The sequence below is a fragment of the Mesorhizobium sp. M7A.F.Ca.US.007.01.2.1 genome (genome assembly GCF_003998165.1).
Taxonomy (GTDB): domain Bacteria; phylum Pseudomonadota; class Alphaproteobacteria; order Rhizobiales; family Rhizobiaceae; genus Mesorhizobium; species Mesorhizobium ciceri.
Window position 1 is genome coordinate 1 of the sequence record NZ_RZQP01000141.1, and the last position, 16165, is coordinate 16165.

At 63.6% G+C, this 16165-nt stretch carries 17 protein-coding genes; 12 read left to right on the forward strand and 5 right to left on the reverse strand.

What is annotated here, in order from left to right; translation table 11 throughout:
- The 9 genes from EN949_RS22635 to EN949_RS22675 form a co-directional block, all read left to right on the forward strand.
- Positions 1–363 (forward strand): winged helix-turn-helix domain-containing protein (locus tag EN949_RS22635; protein ID WP_164779268.1); only part of this gene is annotated, 363 nt, incomplete at its 5' end.
- A gap of 79 nt (positions 364–442) precedes the next feature.
- Positions 443–1702 (forward strand): flagellar hook protein FlgE, encoded by a 1260-nt coding sequence (locus tag EN949_RS22640; RefSeq protein WP_013529779.1) that lies wholly within the window; start codon positions 443–445, stop codon positions 1700–1702.
- A gap of 27 nt (positions 1703–1729) precedes the next feature.
- Positions 1730–3184, forward strand: coding sequence for a flagellar hook-associated protein FlgK (gene flgK, locus EN949_RS22645; protein WP_127366324.1), 1455 nt, complete (start codon positions 1730–1732; stop codon positions 3182–3184).
- A gap of 4 nt (positions 3185–3188) precedes the next feature.
- A complete protein-coding gene (locus EN949_RS22650; RefSeq protein WP_013529777.1) occupies positions 3189–4232 on the forward strand; it encodes a flagellar hook-associated family protein in 1044 nt (347 codons plus the stop codon).
- 31 nt (positions 4233–4263) lie between these two features.
- Complete coding sequence (gene flaF, locus EN949_RS22655; protein WP_013529776.1) at positions 4264–4611, forward strand: flagellar biosynthesis regulator FlaF; 348 nt, start codon at positions 4264–4266, stop codon at positions 4609–4611.
- On the forward strand, positions 4608–5051 hold the full coding sequence (gene flbT, locus EN949_RS22660) for a flagellar biosynthesis repressor FlbT (RefSeq protein ID WP_013529775.1): 444 nt from the start codon (positions 4608–4610) through the stop codon (positions 5049–5051). Before flaF ends, flbT begins: the two co-directional genes overlap by 4 nt.
- A complete protein-coding gene (gene flgD, locus EN949_RS22665; protein ID WP_013529774.1) occupies positions 5051–5458 on the forward strand; it encodes a flagellar hook assembly protein FlgD in 408 nt (135 codons plus the stop codon). Before flbT ends, flgD begins: the two co-directional genes overlap by 1 nt.
- Before the next feature lie 24 nt (positions 5459–5482).
- Positions 5483–5749 (forward strand): flagellar biosynthesis protein FliQ, encoded by a 267-nt coding sequence (gene fliQ / locus EN949_RS22670; RefSeq protein ID WP_013529773.1) that lies wholly within the window; start codon positions 5483–5485, stop codon positions 5747–5749.
- Between the two features lie 229 nt (positions 5750–5978).
- The gene (locus EN949_RS22675; RefSeq protein WP_063168926.1) at positions 5979–7622 is read left to right on the forward strand and encodes an MFS transporter; all 1644 of its coding nucleotides are present in this window, start codon (positions 5979–5981) and stop codon (positions 7620–7622) included.
- Between the two features lie 22 nt (positions 7623–7644).
- On the opposite strand, the gene EN949_RS22680 is transcribed toward EN949_RS22675, so the two are convergent.
- Positions 7645–9426, reverse strand: coding sequence for a chloride channel protein (locus EN949_RS22680; RefSeq protein ID WP_063168927.1), 1782 nt, complete (start codon positions 9424–9426; stop codon positions 7645–7647).
- Between the two features lie 131 nt (positions 9427–9557).
- Entirely contained in the window at positions 9558–9857 is a 300-nt protein-coding gene (locus tag EN949_RS22685; protein ID WP_063168928.1) for a putative quinol monooxygenase, read from the reverse strand.
- A 147-nt stretch (positions 9858–10004) separates the two neighbouring features.
- Between EN949_RS22685 and flhA the strand changes: the two genes are divergently transcribed.
- The 3 genes from flhA to EN949_RS22700 are packed head-to-tail and all read left to right on the forward strand — an operon-like array spanning position 10005 to position 13227.
- Positions 10005–12092: a flagellar biosynthesis protein FlhA gene (flhA, locus tag EN949_RS22690; RefSeq protein WP_027161423.1), complete on the forward strand. Its 2088-nt coding sequence runs from the start codon at positions 10005–10007 to the stop codon at positions 12090–12092.
- Positions 12089–12841: a flagellar biosynthetic protein FliR gene (gene fliR, locus EN949_RS22695; RefSeq protein WP_013529768.1), complete on the forward strand. Its 753-nt coding sequence runs from the start codon at positions 12089–12091 to the stop codon at positions 12839–12841. Before flhA ends, fliR begins: the two co-directional genes overlap by 4 nt.
- Before the next feature lie 2 nt (positions 12842–12843).
- On the forward strand, positions 12844–13227 hold the full coding sequence (locus EN949_RS22700) for a hypothetical protein (protein WP_013529767.1): 384 nt from the start codon (positions 12844–12846) through the stop codon (positions 13225–13227).
- 185 nt (positions 13228–13412) lie between these two features.
- On the opposite strand, the gene EN949_RS22705 is transcribed toward EN949_RS22700, so the two are convergent.
- The 3 genes from EN949_RS22705 to EN949_RS36180 all read right to left on the reverse strand — a co-directional run.
- Positions 13413–14108 (reverse strand): response regulator transcription factor, encoded by a 696-nt coding sequence (locus tag EN949_RS22705; RefSeq protein ID WP_127366945.1) that lies wholly within the window; start codon positions 14106–14108, stop codon positions 13413–13415.
- Positions 14105–15553 (reverse strand): HAMP domain-containing sensor histidine kinase, encoded by a 1449-nt coding sequence (locus tag EN949_RS22710; protein WP_063168931.1) that lies wholly within the window; start codon positions 15551–15553, stop codon positions 14105–14107. The genes EN949_RS22705 and EN949_RS22710 overlap by 4 nt, the downstream gene beginning before the upstream one ends.
- Before the next feature lie 110 nt (positions 15554–15663).
- A partial coding sequence (locus EN949_RS36180) for a hypothetical protein (RefSeq protein ID WP_206534962.1) occupies positions 15664–16165 on the reverse strand: 502 nt, incomplete at its 5' end.

The following is a 16165-nucleotide window of genomic DNA, read 5'->3' on the forward strand; positions in this document are numbered from 1 at the left end:
GTCCATATTCGTGAGATCCTGGCCCGCATCACCGCGATCCGCCGCCGCGCCCAGGAAGACGTCGCCTACACCGAGATCGGCGCCATGCGCATCTTCATGGACGGCCGCGACCCCGAGATCGACGGTCAGCCCCTCCCCCTGCCGCGCCGCGAGCGCCGCATCCTCGAATATCTGGCGAGCAATCGCGGACGCCGGGTCACCAAGACCCAGGTCTTCAACGCCATCTACGGCATCTTCGACGAAGAGGTCGAGGAGAACGTGGTGGAAAGCCACATCAGCAAACTGCGCAAGAAGCTGCGCGAGAAGCTGGGCACCGACCCGATCGATTCCAAGCGTTTCCTCGGCTACCGGCTCGTCTTCTGATGCAGCGCCGCGCCAGCCTCGCGCAAGAAAACATGCGTAGCCTCGCAGCCAGCAGCATGGACACAGCGGAGACGTTTCGATGAGCCTCTATGGAATGATGCGGACCGGCGTTTCCGGCATGAACGCGCAGGCAAACCGCCTGTCGACGGTCGCCGACAACATCGCCAATTCAGATACCACGGGTTACAAGCGGTCCTCCGCCGAATTTTCGACGCTGGTCATGCCGTCGACCGGCGGCGCCTACAATTCCGGCGGCGTCACCACGACGATCCGTCAGGCGGTCAGCGATCCGGGCGTGCTTCAGTACACGACCTCGGTTTCCGACCTTGCCGTCAGCGGCGATGGCTTCTTTGTCGTTCAGGATCCGAGCGGTACCCCCTATCTGACCCGAGCCGGCGCTTTCGTTCCCGACGGTCAGGGCAGGCTTGTCAACTCGGCCGGCTTCCAGCTGATGGCCTACAGTTACGAGAACGGCGTACCGGCAGCGACGGTCAACGGCTTCGAGGGATTGGTCCCGGTTGTCATCTCCGACCAGGGCATGACCGCGACGCCGAGCACCGAGGGCAGCTTTGCCGGCAACCTGCCGGCGGGTGCGACCCCGGTCGCGACCGCCAATCTGCCCGCCGCCAACGCTGCGACCGCGCAATACACGTCGAAATCCTCCATGGTCGCCTACGACAATCTCGGCAACAAGAAGCTGCTCGACGTCTATTTCACCAACACCGGCGCCGGCACCTGGCAGGTGGCGGTCTTCGATCAGTCGAAGGCCACCGCTGGAACATCGTTCCCCTACACCGCCGGCGGCTTGCTGGGCTCGGCCAACCTGACCTTCGACACCACCACCGGCAAGCTCACCGGCACGCCCACCAACGTTTCATTTACCGTGCCGAACGGCGCCACCCTCAATCTCGATCTGTCGGCGCTGACCCAGCTTGGCACCGGCTTCACGGTTTCCGACGCCCAGGTCAACGGCAACGCACCGAGCACCATCGACAAGGTCCAGATCAGCAAGGACGGCACCATCTACGCCCAGTACAAGGACGGCTCGACCAAGCCGCTCTACAAGATCCCGCTGGCCGACGTACAGAGCCCGGACCAGCTCAAGGCGCTGCCTGGCAACGTCTATTCGCAGGGCACCGAGTCCGGCGCGGTTCGTGTCGGCTTTGCCAATGAAGGCAAGCTCGGCTCCATCATCTCCGGCGCGCTCGAGAATTCCAACGTCGATATCGCCGAAGAACTGACCAACATGATCGCGGCACAGCGCAGCTACACCGCCAATTCGAAAGTCTTCCAGACCGGTTCCGATCTGATGGACGTCCTTGTCAACCTGAAGAGATAAGACGGGCGTCGCCCGCGAAAGACCCGCATGTCACTGTCTACCGCATTGAGTATCGCCCAGTCGGCGCTTATGAACACCGCGCGACAGACCAGCGTTGTCTCGCGCAATGTCGCCGACGCCTCCAACCCGGACTATTCGCGGCGCCAGGCCGTCGTCACCAGCACGGCGCCGGGCGCGCGCTCGGTCGATATCCAGCGCGCAGCCAACGAGCTTCTGTTTCGCCAGAATCTCGCCGCGCTATCGGCCTGGAGCGGCCAGAACGCTCTCTACAACGGCATGGATCAGTTGGGTGTTGCGGTCAATGGCGTCGACAATGCGTCCTCGCCCTCGACTGCGATCGCCAACCTGCAGCAGGCGCTGCAGCTCTACGCCACCTCGCCGTCGAATCAGAACCTCGGCGCCTCCGTCATCGACGCCGCCAAACAGGTCGTGCGCTCGCTCAATGAGGGCTCCAAGGCAGTCCAGGATTTCCGCACCCAGACCGACGGTCAGATTGCCACCGCCGTCGACGACCTGAACTCGCTGCTCGGCCAATTCCAGGATGCCAACACGGCCGTCATGTCCGGAACCCGTTCCGGCACCGACGTTTCCGATGCGCTCGACCAGCGCGATGCGCTTTTGAAGAAGATTTCGAACTATGTCCCGGTGTCGACCTTCACGCGAGGCGACAATGACATGGTCATCACCACCGGCGACGGCACGACCTTGTTCGAGACGATACCGCGCACGGTCACCTTCGCGGCGTCGGCAGGCTATACCGCGGGTGCCGCCGGCAATGCCGTCTACATCGACAATGTGCCGATCTCGGCGGGAGCCGGTGGCAACACCAGCGCCAGCGGCACGCTTGCCGGCCTGCTGCAATTGCGCGACGGCGTCGCCTCGACCATGCAGAGCCAGCTCGACGAGACCGCGCGTGGCCTGATCACAGCCTTTGCCGAGACCGCACCCTCGATGGCCAACGCCGCCGGCCTGTTCACCTGGTCTGGTGCGCCGGCCGTGCCGGCCGCCGGCTCGCTGGTCAACGGCCTTGCCGCGTCCATCAGCGTCAATGCAGCGATGGACCCGGGCACCGGCGGCAACCCGATGCTGCTGCGCGACGGCGGTGCCAACGGTGCGGCCTACGTCGCCAACACGGGCGGTGGCGCGTCCTATTCCACCCTTCTGGTTGCCTATGGCGACCGGCTCGACCAGCCGATGACTTTCGACCCCGCCGCCGGGGTTTCGGCAACGTCCAGCGTGTCCGACTACGCCGCCAGTTCGATCGGCTGGTTCGAGGGCGTGCGCCAGCAGGCTTCGACCGCCTCCGACGCCAAGGAAGCACTGGCGTCACGCAGCGCCGAGGCGCTGTCCAACGCGACCGGGGTCAATGTCGACCAGGAAATGTCGCTGTTGCTCGACCTCGAACACACCTACCAGGCGTCGGCCCGGATGATGAAAACCGTCGACGACATGATGACGGCCTTGCTCAACGCGGTGGGATAATTCCATGACTTCAGTCTCCTCGGCCGCAATCTCCAATGCCATGCGCTCCCAGCAGATGCGCATGCAGGCCGAACTCGTCAAAGCCACGAAAGAATCCTCGACGGGCAGGGTCGCCGACGTCGGCCTGGCTCTCGGCGGGCGCACCACCCAGGCCGTCACTTTCCAGCGCGATCTTGACCGGCTCAACGTCATCATCGATTCCAACGGCCTGGTCGGCGCCCGGCTCTCCTCGACGCAGACCTCGCTTGGTCAACTCTCGACCGCCGCTCAGACGTTCCTGTCCGCCCTGACCACCGCCTCCTCAAGCGACTCGTCCAACAGCCTCACCCAATCCTCCGGCAAGGCGACCATCCAGCAGCTGACCTCGATCCTCAACACCAGCGTCAATGGCGAATACCTGTTCGCCGGCACCAACACCGACGTCAAGCCAATCAACGACTTCACAGCTGCCGGCTCCCCCGCCAAGGCGGCATTCGACGCCGCTTTCGTCGCCAATTTCGGCTTCACCCAGGACGATCCGCTCGCGGCCGACATCACGGCTGCCCAGATGGACGATTTCATCACCAATGATGTCGCCCCGCAGTTCACGGGCGCTGGTTGGCAGGGCAACTGGTCGAACGCCACCGACCAGCAGATCGTCAGCCGCATCGCACTCAACGAAACCACACCGACGTCGACCAGCGCCAACAGCGCCGGCATCCAGAAGCTCGCAATGGCGGCAGCCATGGTCAGCAGCCTGATGTCCAGCAACATCAGCCAGGCGGCGAAGAATACGGTTGTCAGCCGCTCCACCACATTGGTTGGCGAAGCGCTGAGCGGCATTGGCCAGCTTCAATCCGAGACCGGCATCGTCCAGAAGCGGGTTTCCGATGCCAACGATCGGATGAAAACGCAGGTCGACCTTTTCGAACGGCACATTCTCGACCTGGAAGCCGTCGATCCGGCCGAAGCCGCGACACGGGTCGCGGACCTGACACAGCACATCGAAACGTCTTTCGCGTTGACCGCACGCCTGCAGCAGCTCAGCCTGTTGAATTACCTGACCTGACAACGCTTAACGGAACGGTAGAGCCCCAACGATGTACCAATTCTCTTACGCCGACATCCAGAGCAACTCCGTTGCCGACGCGAAGGACCGCGAGCGCGAGCTTCTGACCCGCTCGATCGACATGCTGGCGGCGGCAGCAGTGGCCGGCCACGGTTCGATGGAGGCGATAGAGGCGCTTCACTTCACCAACCGCGTCTGGACCGCCTTCGTCGAGGATCTTGGCTCCAGCGACAACGCCCTGCCAAAGGAACTGCGCGCCAACCTCATTTCCATCGGCCTGTGGCTGCTGCGCGAGGCGGAGGACATCCGTCAGGGCCGCACCAACAATTTCGAAGGGCTGATCGAGGTGTCCCAGATCATCAGGGACGGCATTCAATGACCAACACGCTGAAGATATCGCTGAAGCCGAACGAAAAGATCTACATCAACGGCGCCGTCATCCGGGTCGACCGCAAGGTCACCGTCGAATTGATGAACGACGTCCAGTTCCTGCTCGAAAACCACGTGATCCAGGCCGAAGATGCCTCGACACCGCTCAAGCAGCTTTATTTCATCCTGCAGGTCATGCTGATGAACCCGGCCGGCGCCGCCGCCGCACGCGAGATGTTCCGTCGTTCGCTGCCGCTGCTTCTGGCAAGCTTCGAGGACGGCCAGATCTGCAGCGCGCTGAAACAGATCGACCGCATGGTCGGCGAGGACCATATCTACGAAGCGCTGAAGGCGATCCGCGCACTTTATCCGCTCGAACGCCGCGCGCTGGGTGGCAATGACGATGTTTCGGGTGCCGAGCGCCCGTTGGCTGTGGGAGCACGATACTGATGAACGTGGACATGACGACGACGATTCCGACCGGCGCCAATCAGGCCACCGCGTCCACCTCGAAGACAGCAGTCGACTACCAGTCCTTCCTGAAGCTTCTGATCGCCGAGATGAAGAACCAGGATCCGACCAAGCCGATGGATTCGACGCAGTATGTCGCCCAGCTCGCCACCTTCTCGCAGGTCGAGCAATCGGTGCAGACCAACACCAAGCTCAATCAGATCATGCAGTCCTCGGCGCTGTCACAGGCCGACGCACTGATCGGGCGCTCGATAACCTCCGCCGACGGCCTGACGACGGGCACCGTGGCTTCGGTGCGCCTCGCCAGCAACGGTCTCATCGCCGTGCTGCAGAACGGCACCGAAGTCGCGGTCGGTCCGGGAGTTTCGGTCAAGGCGGCAAGCTGACGCTTTCGACAGAGAGCCAGTCCCATGAATGAGGCCGACGCTCTCGACATCGTCCAGTACGCGGTATGGACGGTGCTCGTCGCGTCCGCTCCGGTGGTGCTGGTCGCCATGGTGGTCGGCATCGGCATCGCCCTCATCCAGGCGCTGACCCAGGTGCAGGAAATCACCTTGACCTTCGTGCCGAAGATCGTCGCCATCATGCTGGTGGTGGCGCTGACCGGCCCCTTCATCGGCAGCCAGATATCGGCCTTCACCAACGTCATCTTCGAGCGCATCCAGAACGGGTTCTAACCTGTTTTGGGAAGGCGTGCCGCGGCATGCCGTTCGTAATTGTCCGAAGACAGACGCCGCCGATCCCCTTGGCGCCTCCGCACGCACGGCAGACAAGGCCTGGACCGCCTCTATCCCATTGTTGGACCATGAGCTTTTTTGCCCTTTGCGGCGCCATGCCCTACTTTCGGCAAACGGTCTGCGCAAACGGATTGTCTGACGGGCAGGCACGACATGGCAGGAATCCCAAATGATTGACGAAAAGCCGGACAGCGAGAGCGTCTCGGCGCTGGCGCCCTTCCGGCACGGCATTTTCCGCGCCGTGTGGGGCGCAAGTCTCGTCTCGAATTTCGGTGGCCTGATCCAGGGTGTCGGCGCCGCCTGGATGATGACCACGATCGCCACCTCGCCCTATCAGGTGGCCCTTGTCCAGGCTTCGACCACCTTGCCGATCATGCTGTTTGCGTTGGTCGCCGGCGCCATCGCCGACAGTTTCGACCGGCGCAAGGTGATGCTGGTCGCCCAGACCTTCATGCTGGTGGTGTCGGTGCTTCTGACCCTGTTCACCTATTCGGGCCTGATCACGCCATGGACGCTGCTTGCCTTCACCTTCCTGATCGACAGCGGCACCGCGCTCAACAGCCCGTCATGGCAAGCCTCCGTCGGCGATATTGTTCCCCGCAACAAGGTGCCGGCGGCCGTCGCCCTCAATTCGATGGGCTTTAACCTGACGCGCAGCGTCGGTCCGGCGATCGGCGGCATCATCGTCGCCGCCGCCGGTGCGGCAGCCGCCTTCGCGGCGAACGCGGTGAGCTATATCGGCCTGATCGTCGTGCTGGCGCGCTGGAAGCCGAACGTGCCGGTATCGACCTTGCCGCGCGAGTCGCTGGGGGCCGCCATGGGCGCCGGCCTGCGCTATGTCGCCATGTCGCCCAATATCGGCAAGGTGCTGGTCAGGGGTGCTGCGTTCGGCTTCAGTGCAGGCGCTGTGCTTGCGTTGCTGCCTCTGGTGGCGCGCGACGTCGTCAAGGGCGATGCGCTTACCTATGGCATCATGCTCGGCGCCTTCGGCATCGGCGCGGTCGGCGGCGCCTTGATCAGCGTCAGGCTGCGGCAGTTGCTCTCCAGCGAGACGATGGTGCGCTGTGCGTTCGCCGGCTTCGCCGTCTGCGCCTTCAATGCCGCCGTCAGCCAGCATGCCTGGCAGACGTCGCTCGGCCTGCTTGTCGGCGGTGCCTGCTGGGTGATCGCGCTTTCGCATTTCAACGTCACGGTGCAGATGGCGACGCCGCGCTGGGTGGTCGGCCGGGTGCTGTCGGTCTACCAGACCGCGACCTTCGGCGGCATCGCGCTCGGCAGCTGGATCTGGGGCGTCGTCGCCGACGCGCATGGCGCCGAAACCGCGCTGATCGCCGCCAGCATCGCCATGCTGGCCGGCGGCGCCATCGGTCTTTTGCTCCCGCTGCCGCAACAGCAGGTGCTCAACCTCGACCCGCTCAATCGCTTCAAGGAACCGCATTTGGCGCTTGACCTGAAGCCGCGCAGTGGTCCCATCGCCATCATGATCGAATATGTGATCCGCCACGAGGACGAACCGGAGTTCCTCGCCATCATGGCCGAACGCGGCCGCATCCGCCGCCGTGACGGCGCCCGCAACTGGACGCTGGCGCGCGATCTCGAGAATCCCACCGTATGGATCGAGCATTATCACACGCCGACCTGGATCGAGTATATCAGGCACAATGGACGCATCACCCATGCCGACGCCGTCATCGGCGAACGCGTGCGGGCCCTGCACAGCGGCGACGAACCGCCCCGCGTACGACGCATGATCGAGCGCCCGACCACCGCCGGCACGGCGCTTGTGATGGCCAAGGGGCCGATCGAGCATTAAGCCCGTAACCCCTTTTGCCCGCTTACCCCTCGCCCGACAGGTCCCGGCGCGCCTTGTCGAGTTCCTCGGCATAGCGCCGCATCAAATGGCCTTCGGTCAACAGGCCCAGCACGATATGGTCGGTGAAATCCTCGACCACGGCGAGTTCTTCGGCGCCCGCCCGCTGGAATGTTTCCGCGGCGGCCTGCACGTTCATGCTCGGCACCAGCACCGCGTCCTTGTATTTGGCGAGATCGCGCACCGGCACCTCGCCATCGGACGGATCGCTGTGCAGTTCGGCCACGATCAGCACGCCGACATAGTGGTCGCCCGCATCGACGGCGATGACGCGCTGGGCAGAGCCGAGCGGCACCTCCTTGCGGAAGGCTGCCAGCGTCGTCGAGGCATAGATGGTCTTGATGTCCTTGCGCATCATCGAGCCGACTGTGAGGCTGCGCATCCAGCCGACATCGTGGGCGCTGCGGATGGTCTCGCCGCGCAGATGGAAGCGCCATGTCGAGAACGAGTAGCCGAAGGTTTCGCGCACCAGGATGGCCGACATGATCGAGGCGGCCAGCACGACGCCGGTCAGCGTCAGGTCGCGGGTCGATTCCAGCGCCAGGAAGGTCATCGTCAGCGGACCGCCGACGACACCGACGGCGAGCGACGTCATGCCGACGACGGCGGCGACGGCAGGGTCGATGCCGGTTGCCGGAGAAATAACAAGCATCACATCCGCGAACGCCTTGCCGAGCAGCGCGCCGAGGAACAGCGAGGCAAAGAACAGTCCGCCGCGAAAACCCGACCCCAGCGAGACCGCCGACGCCGCCAGCTTGAGCACGAAGACGCTGGCCACCACGGCCAGCCCGTAATTCATCGAGAATTCGCGATGCAGCGCGCCATGGCCGCTGGACAGCACTTGCGGCGTGATCAGCCCCAACAAGCCAACGATGACGCCGCCAATGACGGGGCGCAGCGACGCATCGATCGACAGCCTGGCGAAACCGCGCTCGATCAGCGTCACTAGATGCATGATGGCGATCGAGGCGGCACCGCCGAGCAGCCCGAGCAGCAGGAACGGCACATACTGGCTGGCGGTGAGCGCCGGCAGACCCGAAAGCTCGAGCGGGAAAGGCACCCCGCCGAACATTTCAGCGGTCAGCGAGGCTGAGATCGCGGCGGTCATGACAGGCGCGACATTGGCGACCGAGTAGATGCCGATGACCAATTCGAAGCCGTAGAAGGCGCCGGTCAGCGGTGCATCGAAGGCAGCGGCGATGGCGCCGGCCGCACCACAGCCGACCAGGATACGGACATCGTTGCGGCGCAGCCTGAAGATGCCCGCCAGCCGCGATGCCAGCCCGGAGCCAACCTGCGTGTAGCCGGCTTCCAGCCCGACCGAGGCGCCAAAACCGCTGGAGATCATCGTCTGGCCGGCGATGATGAAGGTGTCGGTCAGCGACATGCGCCCGCCATAGAGCGCATTGGCTTCGATCGGGTCGATCGGTGTGCGGAATTTCCGTATCCGGAGCCAGACCACCGTCAGCCCCAGCAGTATGCCGCCGATCGCCGGTATCAGCGCCTGCATCGGATTGGCGAGCGAGAACATGCCGGAAAGCCGGCCGCCAGGCTGAACGCCGAACAGCAGCCCGTGCAGGTCCTGCACGATCTGGCTCATCGCCGTGACCAATATGCCAGCCATGACGCCTACGACACCGGCGAGGATGACCACCACGATGCCGCGTGCCTCGAGCAGGGGCAACGACCTGATCAGCACCGCGCGCAGCCGGCGGGCGTAAACTTCGCTGTGGTTTCTGGAAAGCACCGGGGCGGCTCGCCGATATCGAAAGGCAGTGGAAAGCCAGCCTGATACGCCCGGCGGCACGGCATGGCAACCACAATGCCGACAGACACCATGTTGGCGACAGCGCGATATCGATCGGGCCGATGGACCGTTCAGGTCGGCATGGGCTCGCCGGCTTCATAGAGTACGAGGTTGCGCTCGCCTATGCCGAGCGCCGGCCAGCTCGCACGCCAGTCCGCAATGTGCGGCGAGGCGAAGTGCGCGTCGAGCGCTGCCCTGTCGCTCCAGACTTCCGTGACCCGGATGAGCCCGGCATCAAAAACATCCTGCGCATAGGAATATTGGATGCAGCCGACCTCGGCGCGGCTGCCTGAAACCATGCGTTCCATTGCGGGCTTGGCTTCCTCAAATTTGTTTGGCGGCAAGCGGATGGTGCCGATGATCAGAAGCATGGGTTTCCCTTTCCTGGCGAGGCTAGCCGACACGGCGACCTGCGCATGATCGTTCGAACTAGCCAGTCTCCCACCCTCGCGCAAGCTTGGCGGACTACCCTCACAGGGCTGTCGCGCGCTCGGCAGTCTATGGGGTTTGAGGACGATATGGCGATCAGCGAAAGCATTCAGCCCGGCGCGGCCGCCAAGAACGGCCGCGACGTCTTCTTCGCCATCGGCATCGTCATCATACTTGCCGTGCTGTTCCTGCCGATCCCGGCCTTTCTCATCGATGTCGGCCTCGCCTTTTCGATCGCGCTTTCGGTGCTGATCCTGATGGTGGCGCTGTGGATCCAGCGGCCGCTCGATTTTTCGTCTTTTCCAACCGTGCTGCTCATCGCCACCATGCTGCGGCTGTCGCTCAACATCGCCACCACGCGCATGATCCTGTCGCATGGCAATGAAGGGACGCATGCCGCCGGCTACGTCATCGCCGGCTTCTCCAAGTTGGTGATGGCCAGCGACTTCGTCATCGGCCTCATCGTCTTCATGATCCTGATCGTGGTGAACTTCATCGTCATCACCAAGGGCGCCACGCGTATCGCCGAAGTCGGCGCGCGCTTCACCCTCGATGCCATCCCCGGCAAGCAGATGTCGATCGACGCCGACCTCTCGGCCGGCATGATCGACGACAAGACCGCGCAGCTGCGCCGCCGTGAACTGGAAGAAGAATCTTCTTTCTTCGGCTCGATGGACGGCGCCTCGAAGTTCGTCCGCGGCGACGCCATCGCCGGCCTCATCATCACCGCCATCAACATCGTCGGCGGCATTGCCATCGGCTACATCAGGCACGGCATGGGCATGGGCGAAGCCGCCGACGTGTTCATCAAGCTGTCGGTCGGCGACGGCCTCGTCACCCAGATCCCGGCACTGATCGTGTCGCTCGCCGCCGGCCTGCTCGTCTCCAAGGGCGGCACCCGCGGCTCGACCAACCAGGCGGTGTTCGGCCAGCTCGGCGCCCACCCGCGCGCCCTCTATGTCGCGGCATCGCTGCTGGTCCTGCTCGGCTTGATGCCCGGCCTGCCGCTGTTCCCGTTCTTTGCGCTCGCCGCCGGCATGGCCGGTCTCGGCTACGTCATCCCGATGCGCGCCAACCGTGTCCTCGCCGAAGCCGAGGCGATCAAGGACCAGGAAAAGGCGACCAAGGTCGAGGAGGAGAAGAACTCGGTCAAGGCCTCGCTCGCCACCGCCGAGATCGAGCTTTTGATCGGCAAGCAGCTGTCGACAAGGCTGCTGACGTCGCATCAGGAACTGGTTTTCCGCATGGGCAAGATGCGCAAGAAATTCGCCACCCAGTACGGCTTCGTCGTGCCGGAAGTGCGTGTCGCCGACGATTTCGCCATCCCGCCGAAAAGCTACCAGATCAAGGTGCACGGCACCGTGGTGGCCGAATACCAGATGCGCGTCGGCGAGATCATGGTGCTGCTCGGCAATCGCGACGTACCCGAGATACCGGGCGAGGAAATCCGTGAGCCGGCCTTCGGCATGCGCGCCTATTCCGTCGTCGAAGCCTTCGCCGAGGATCTGAAGCGCGAGAACTACACCTTCGCCGACAACATGTCGGTGCTGCTCACCCATCTCTCCGAGGTTATCCGCAACAACCTGCCGCAGCTTCTGTCCTACAAGGATATGAAGGCGCTGCTCGAACGCCAGGACCAGGAATACCGCAAGCTCGCCGACGAGATCTGCACCACCCACATCTCCTATCCCGGCCTGCAGGCGGTGCTGAAGCTGCTGCTCGCCGAGCGCGTCTCGATCCGCAACCTGCACCTGATCATCGAGGCGATCGCCGAGATCGCGCCGCATGTGCGCCGCACCGAGCAGATCGTCGAACATGTCCGCATCCGCATGGCCCAGCAGATTTGCGGCGACCTGTCCGAGGGCGGCGTGCTGAAGGTGCTTCGCCTCGGCAACCGCTGGGACCTCGCCTTCCACCAGAGCCTCAAGCGCGACGCCAAGGGCGAGGTGCGCGAGTTCGACATCGACCCGCGCCAGCTCGAGGAGTTCGGCCAGGACGCCACCAAGGCGATCAAGAAATATCTGGAAGCCGGCGAACGTTTCGTCCTCGTCACCGCGCCCGACGCCCGCCCCTATGTGCGCATGATCATCGAGCGGCTGTTCACCACGCTGCCGGTGCTCAGCCACGTCGAAATCGCCAAGGGCGTCGAGATCAGGGTGCTCGGAACCATATCGTGAGCGTGCTGTCGCAAGGCGTCGTCATCGCGGCGTTCCTCGCCTTCTGCCGCATCGGCGCCTGTTTCATGCTGATGCCGGGCCTGTCCAGCGCCCGCGTCCCGGTCCAGGTCAGGTTGTTCGTGGCGGTCGCCGCCACCGGCGGCCTGCTCGCCTTCCTGTGGGACAAGATCTTTCCTTTCGTCGACCCGCGCCCGCAGATCCTGGTGCCGATGATCATCTCGGAACTTCTGGTCGGCGGCCTGATCGGCGCCATGACCAGGCTCTACATGGAAGCCCTGCGCTTCATGGGTTCGGCCATCGCCATGCTGGTCGGTTATGGCGGCACCGGCGGACCGGCGATCGAGGAGCCCGAACCCCAGGCAGCCCTTGCCGCGATCATCTCGTTCTCGGCGCTGTTGATGCTGTTCGTGTTCGATTTCGACCACGAGATAATACGCGCGCTGGTTTCCTCCTACACGGTCGCGCCGGTCAACATCTTCTTCAACCCGCAGGCAGCCCTCGTCGATGTCACCGACACGGTGTCGGACACCTTCTTCCTGGTCATCCGCCTCGGCAGCCCGTTCGTCGCCTATGCCATTCTCGTCAATCTGACGATCGGCTTCGTCAACAAGCTGACCCCGCAGATCCCGATCTATTTCATCTCCCAGCCCTTCATCATCGCCGGCGGCATGATCATCTTCTATTTCGCCGTCGGCACCATGCTGTCGCTGTTCGTCGACGGCTTCGTCGACCTGACGCTGGCGAGATGACCATGAGCACGCGCAAGGACCGCCTCAAGAAACTGGTCAAGGTGCAGGAACAGCTGAAGGCGCTGCACGAAACCCGCCACGCCACCTTCCTTGCCGCGGCCAGTGCCGCCGAGGCTGAAGCCAGGGAACTGGTCGGCCATTTCGACCAGCCCGATTCGCTTTCCGCCCTGTTCCCCGATCTCTACCACCGCCGCATCGCCCAAGCGGTCGTGCGCCAGGAGGCGAACCTGGCAAGCGCGAAGCAAGAAGCCGGCCTCATCGCCGCCGCGACCGCCCGCACCAACATGGTTGAGCGTGCCTACAAGGACGTGCGCAACCGCGACGAGCGCGAACGCTCCGACCGCGAGCGGCTCGACATCATCGCGCAGAAGCAGGGCGAGGAGTAAGCTGAGGGTGTTCCGCTATGGGCCAACGGTGAGCGTCATTGACCAGGTTGCGAATGGCGGCAATCTCGGTCTTTGGGGCGGGCATGGTGGCTTCCTGAGAGCGGACATTGCAGGCTGCACATCGAGGTCCTGCCGCGCCATGAACAGTCGATGCTTCGGTCTGGAAGCAGCCGTTGAGCAGACGTTCATTGCACGGCGGCGGCCGCGGTGAAGATGTAGCCAACGCCATAGACGACCTTGATCGGCGCGGGCAAGCTGATGTGTTCCTCCAGTTTGCGCCGTAGCCGGCTGACGACTGCGTCGAGATGCCTGTTGTCGAAGTTCGACCTGGGACGGGCGACAAGCTCCACCAGATCCTCGCGCTGGCAGATTTCGCCGCTACGGTTGCAGAGCACGTTCATGAAGGCGAACTCGGCCGCCGTCAGTTTAAGCGAACGGTGATTGGGCGCGATCAGCATCCAGTTCGTGCCGTCCAGCACCCACCGATCGTTGCTGCCGTTGGCAGAGTCGGGCGGGGCTCCCGTCCGTCGCAGCAGGCTGCGAATTGCGGCGTCGATCTCGCGCAGCGTGCTGTGCTTGACCAGGTAGATGTCGGCGCCGCTCTCAAAGCCACGGATACGGTCGTCGCTGTCACCGAGCGCCGTCAGCATGATGATGCCGCAGGCATGTGATTTGCGGATTTCGGTTGCCAGATCGAACCCGTTCCCATCGGGCAGCCCGACATCGAGGATGATGACAGCGGGCGAGCTGCCGTTGGCCAGCGTCTGGCGCAATTCCCCTGCCGTGGCGACGCCTTCGGCCGTGAAGCCCGTCAGTTCCAGGAAATCCGCCAGATCCTTGCGCAGCCGGGGCTCGTCCTCGACGATCAGAATATGCGTCATGCGGTCAGTTCCTCGGGCGAAAGTCGATCCGTTGCCTCGCCTGCCAGAGGCAGGCTGACGATGGACGTAATGCCCTGGTCGTCGTTGGCGAGCAACTGCAGCTTGCCGCCGTGATAGGCCAGCAATTTGCGCGAAGAATAGAGGCCGAGACCGGTTCCGGTTACCGCCATCGTATTGGAGGCCCGGAAAAAGCGCCTGCCGATCTTGTGAAGCTCGGCCTGTGGAATGCCGATGCCACGGTCACGCACCCGAATGACCGCACTTCGACCTTCGCTGCGCACATCGATATCCACTGGCTGGTCCTCCGACGAATATTTGAGCGCATTGTCGATGAGGTTGATCAGGACGGTCGCCAGCATCTCGGGATCGGCGACAAGCGAAACGGCGTCGTCATCCGCCGTAAAGATCAGGCGCTCGCCGCGCCCGGTCATCCCGAAATGCAGCCGCACATCGGCAATAAGCAAACCGACGCGTATCATCTCCGGCTGAAACCCGCTGTCGCGATCATTGGCCATGAAGCGGTCGATCAGGGAAAACAGGCGATCGAGCGCCTCGCCAATGCCGGCAATCCGTTCTCGTGTCGCTTCGGGCGACTTGTGGCCGACAAGGCCGATCATGTCGGCCGCGTTGCGGATGATGGCGAGCGGGGTGCGAAACTCGTGGCTGACGACGCGCATGAAGTCCGCCTGCTCGTCGCGAAGCACACGTTCGGCCGCCAGGCTCGCGTTCAACCGGCTTTCCAGCCGTCGTCGTTCCCGTACCTCCCGCGACAGGGCGATATTTTTCTCCAGCAGCGCAGAGGACAGCCGCGAACTGACCATGAACAGCAGGCAGCCGAAAAAGGCGATCAGGAACAGCGCGCCCTGCAGCAGATACCAGGCGTTGCGGTCGGCCAGAACTGAGGCGCCTTGAAAATCGACCGGCAGCCGGTATTCGATGATGCTCTGGAGAACGCTAGCCGCGATATACTCGGCAAGCACACCGATCGTGATCCAGCGCAGGAGGGTTGGTTGCGTCCGGTCCCGCATCAGCCCAAGACACATCACCGACATCATCACGACCGTAAAGAAGGTCGATGCGTGAATGCGTATAGCAATGTCGCCTGGATCAATCGCGAGGGCGGCACTCCATGCGACAATTTGGAAAATCAGCAGTGAAATGCTGATCCAGGTATAGCGTGGCTGTCCCAGAAAGCGCGCCAGACCCTCGGCCAGCAACACCAGGCCTAGCTTGATGATCGTGTTGTGGAGCACGATGGCCCAGGCCGCCGGCTGCTCCCCACGCAGGAGAATCAGCAGCACCCCCGCCGCGATAGCGACGAAGCCGGCCGCAAGAAACTTCAACTCATAGAGGCGGCGCCACGCCAGCCACACAAACAACCAGGTGACGGCCTGCAGGCTTGCGGTTGCAAACGTAACAACCAGAACGGTCTTCAGATCAAGCATGGTCGAGTATTCGCACGGGGTTCCCCTGCCGCACCCCCCGATGCGCCAAATGTTGAATCTCGCAGGAGTTGTGCGGGGAGGCAAGCGCGATCCGCCCGTGCAAGAATTGGTCAGAATTCAATAGAATTGATCGGTGGAATTGTCGGGAGAGGACGTTTTATCATCGGCCGCGATCGTCTTGGTGGTTTCGCCGGGCGGATTGTGAGGAAGCAGTCGGGGCGATGTGCGTGGCGGACGCACGCGACCCGACGCAGCGGCAAGCGATGATTTTCGCGGGACGCCCGGCGATCGGGCCGGCCGCGGAATCGTTGCTTGCGGCACACGGGGGGAATTCCATGACAATTCGCGATCGTCGCTCGCTCATACGCCCGCTTGTACTTTTGTGCTCCACGGCGCTCGCGGGGTCGTTGCTGCTGCCAGTCATCCTGACGGCGCCGGCGCATGCACAGGCTCTTTATGGTGCGACCGGAGGCAGGGGCGGTGATGGTGACGTAGACAGCAACGGCGGCGATGGGGGCGATGCAGGTGACGCCGGCGTCGCGGGCAACGGTCCGGATGCAGGGACCGGTGGGGCGGCCGGCACGCAGGCCATTCCAGAAGGTGGAAATGGGG

Bases quoted from the DNA above. Each gene is read 5' to 3' on its own strand.
- EN949_RS22640 (WP_013529779.1), top strand. From the start codon at position 443: ATGAGCCTCTATGGAATGATGCGGACCGGCGTTTCCGGCATGAACGCG.
- flgK (WP_127366324.1), top strand. From the start codon at position 1,730: ATGTCACTGTCTACCGCATTGAGTATCGCCCAGTCGGCGCTTATGAAC.
- EN949_RS22650 (WP_013529777.1), top strand. From the start codon at position 3,189: ATGACTTCAGTCTCCTCGGCCGCAATCTCCAATGCCATGCGCTCCCAG.
- flaF (WP_013529776.1), top strand. From the start codon at position 4,264: ATGTACCAATTCTCTTACGCCGACATCCAGAGCAACTCCGTTGCCGAC.
- flbT (WP_013529775.1), top strand. From the start codon at position 4,608: ATGACCAACACGCTGAAGATATCGCTGAAGCCGAACGAAAAGATCTAC.
- flgD (WP_013529774.1), top strand. From the start codon at position 5,051: ATGAACGTGGACATGACGACGACGATTCCGACCGGCGCCAATCAGGCC.
- fliQ (WP_013529773.1), top strand. From the start codon at position 5,483: ATGAATGAGGCCGACGCTCTCGACATCGTCCAGTACGCGGTATGGACG.
- EN949_RS22675 (WP_063168926.1), top strand. From the start codon at position 5,979: ATGATTGACGAAAAGCCGGACAGCGAGAGCGTCTCGGCGCTGGCGCCC.
- EN949_RS22685 (WP_063168928.1), bottom strand. From the start codon at position 9,857: ATGCTTCTGATCATCGGCACCATCCGCTTGCCGCCAAACAAATTTGAG.
- flhA (WP_027161423.1), top strand. From the start codon at position 10,005: ATGGCGATCAGCGAAAGCATTCAGCCCGGCGCGGCCGCCAAGAACGGC.
- EN949_RS22700 (WP_013529767.1), top strand. From the start codon at position 12,844: ATGAGCACGCGCAAGGACCGCCTCAAGAAACTGGTCAAGGTGCAGGAA.
- EN949_RS22705 (WP_127366945.1), bottom strand. From the start codon at position 14,108: ATGACGCATATTCTGATCGTCGAGGACGAGCCCCGGCTGCGCAAGGAT.
- EN949_RS22710 (WP_063168931.1), bottom strand. From the start codon at position 15,553: ATGCTTGATCTGAAGACCGTTCTGGTTGTTACGTTTGCAACCGCAAGC.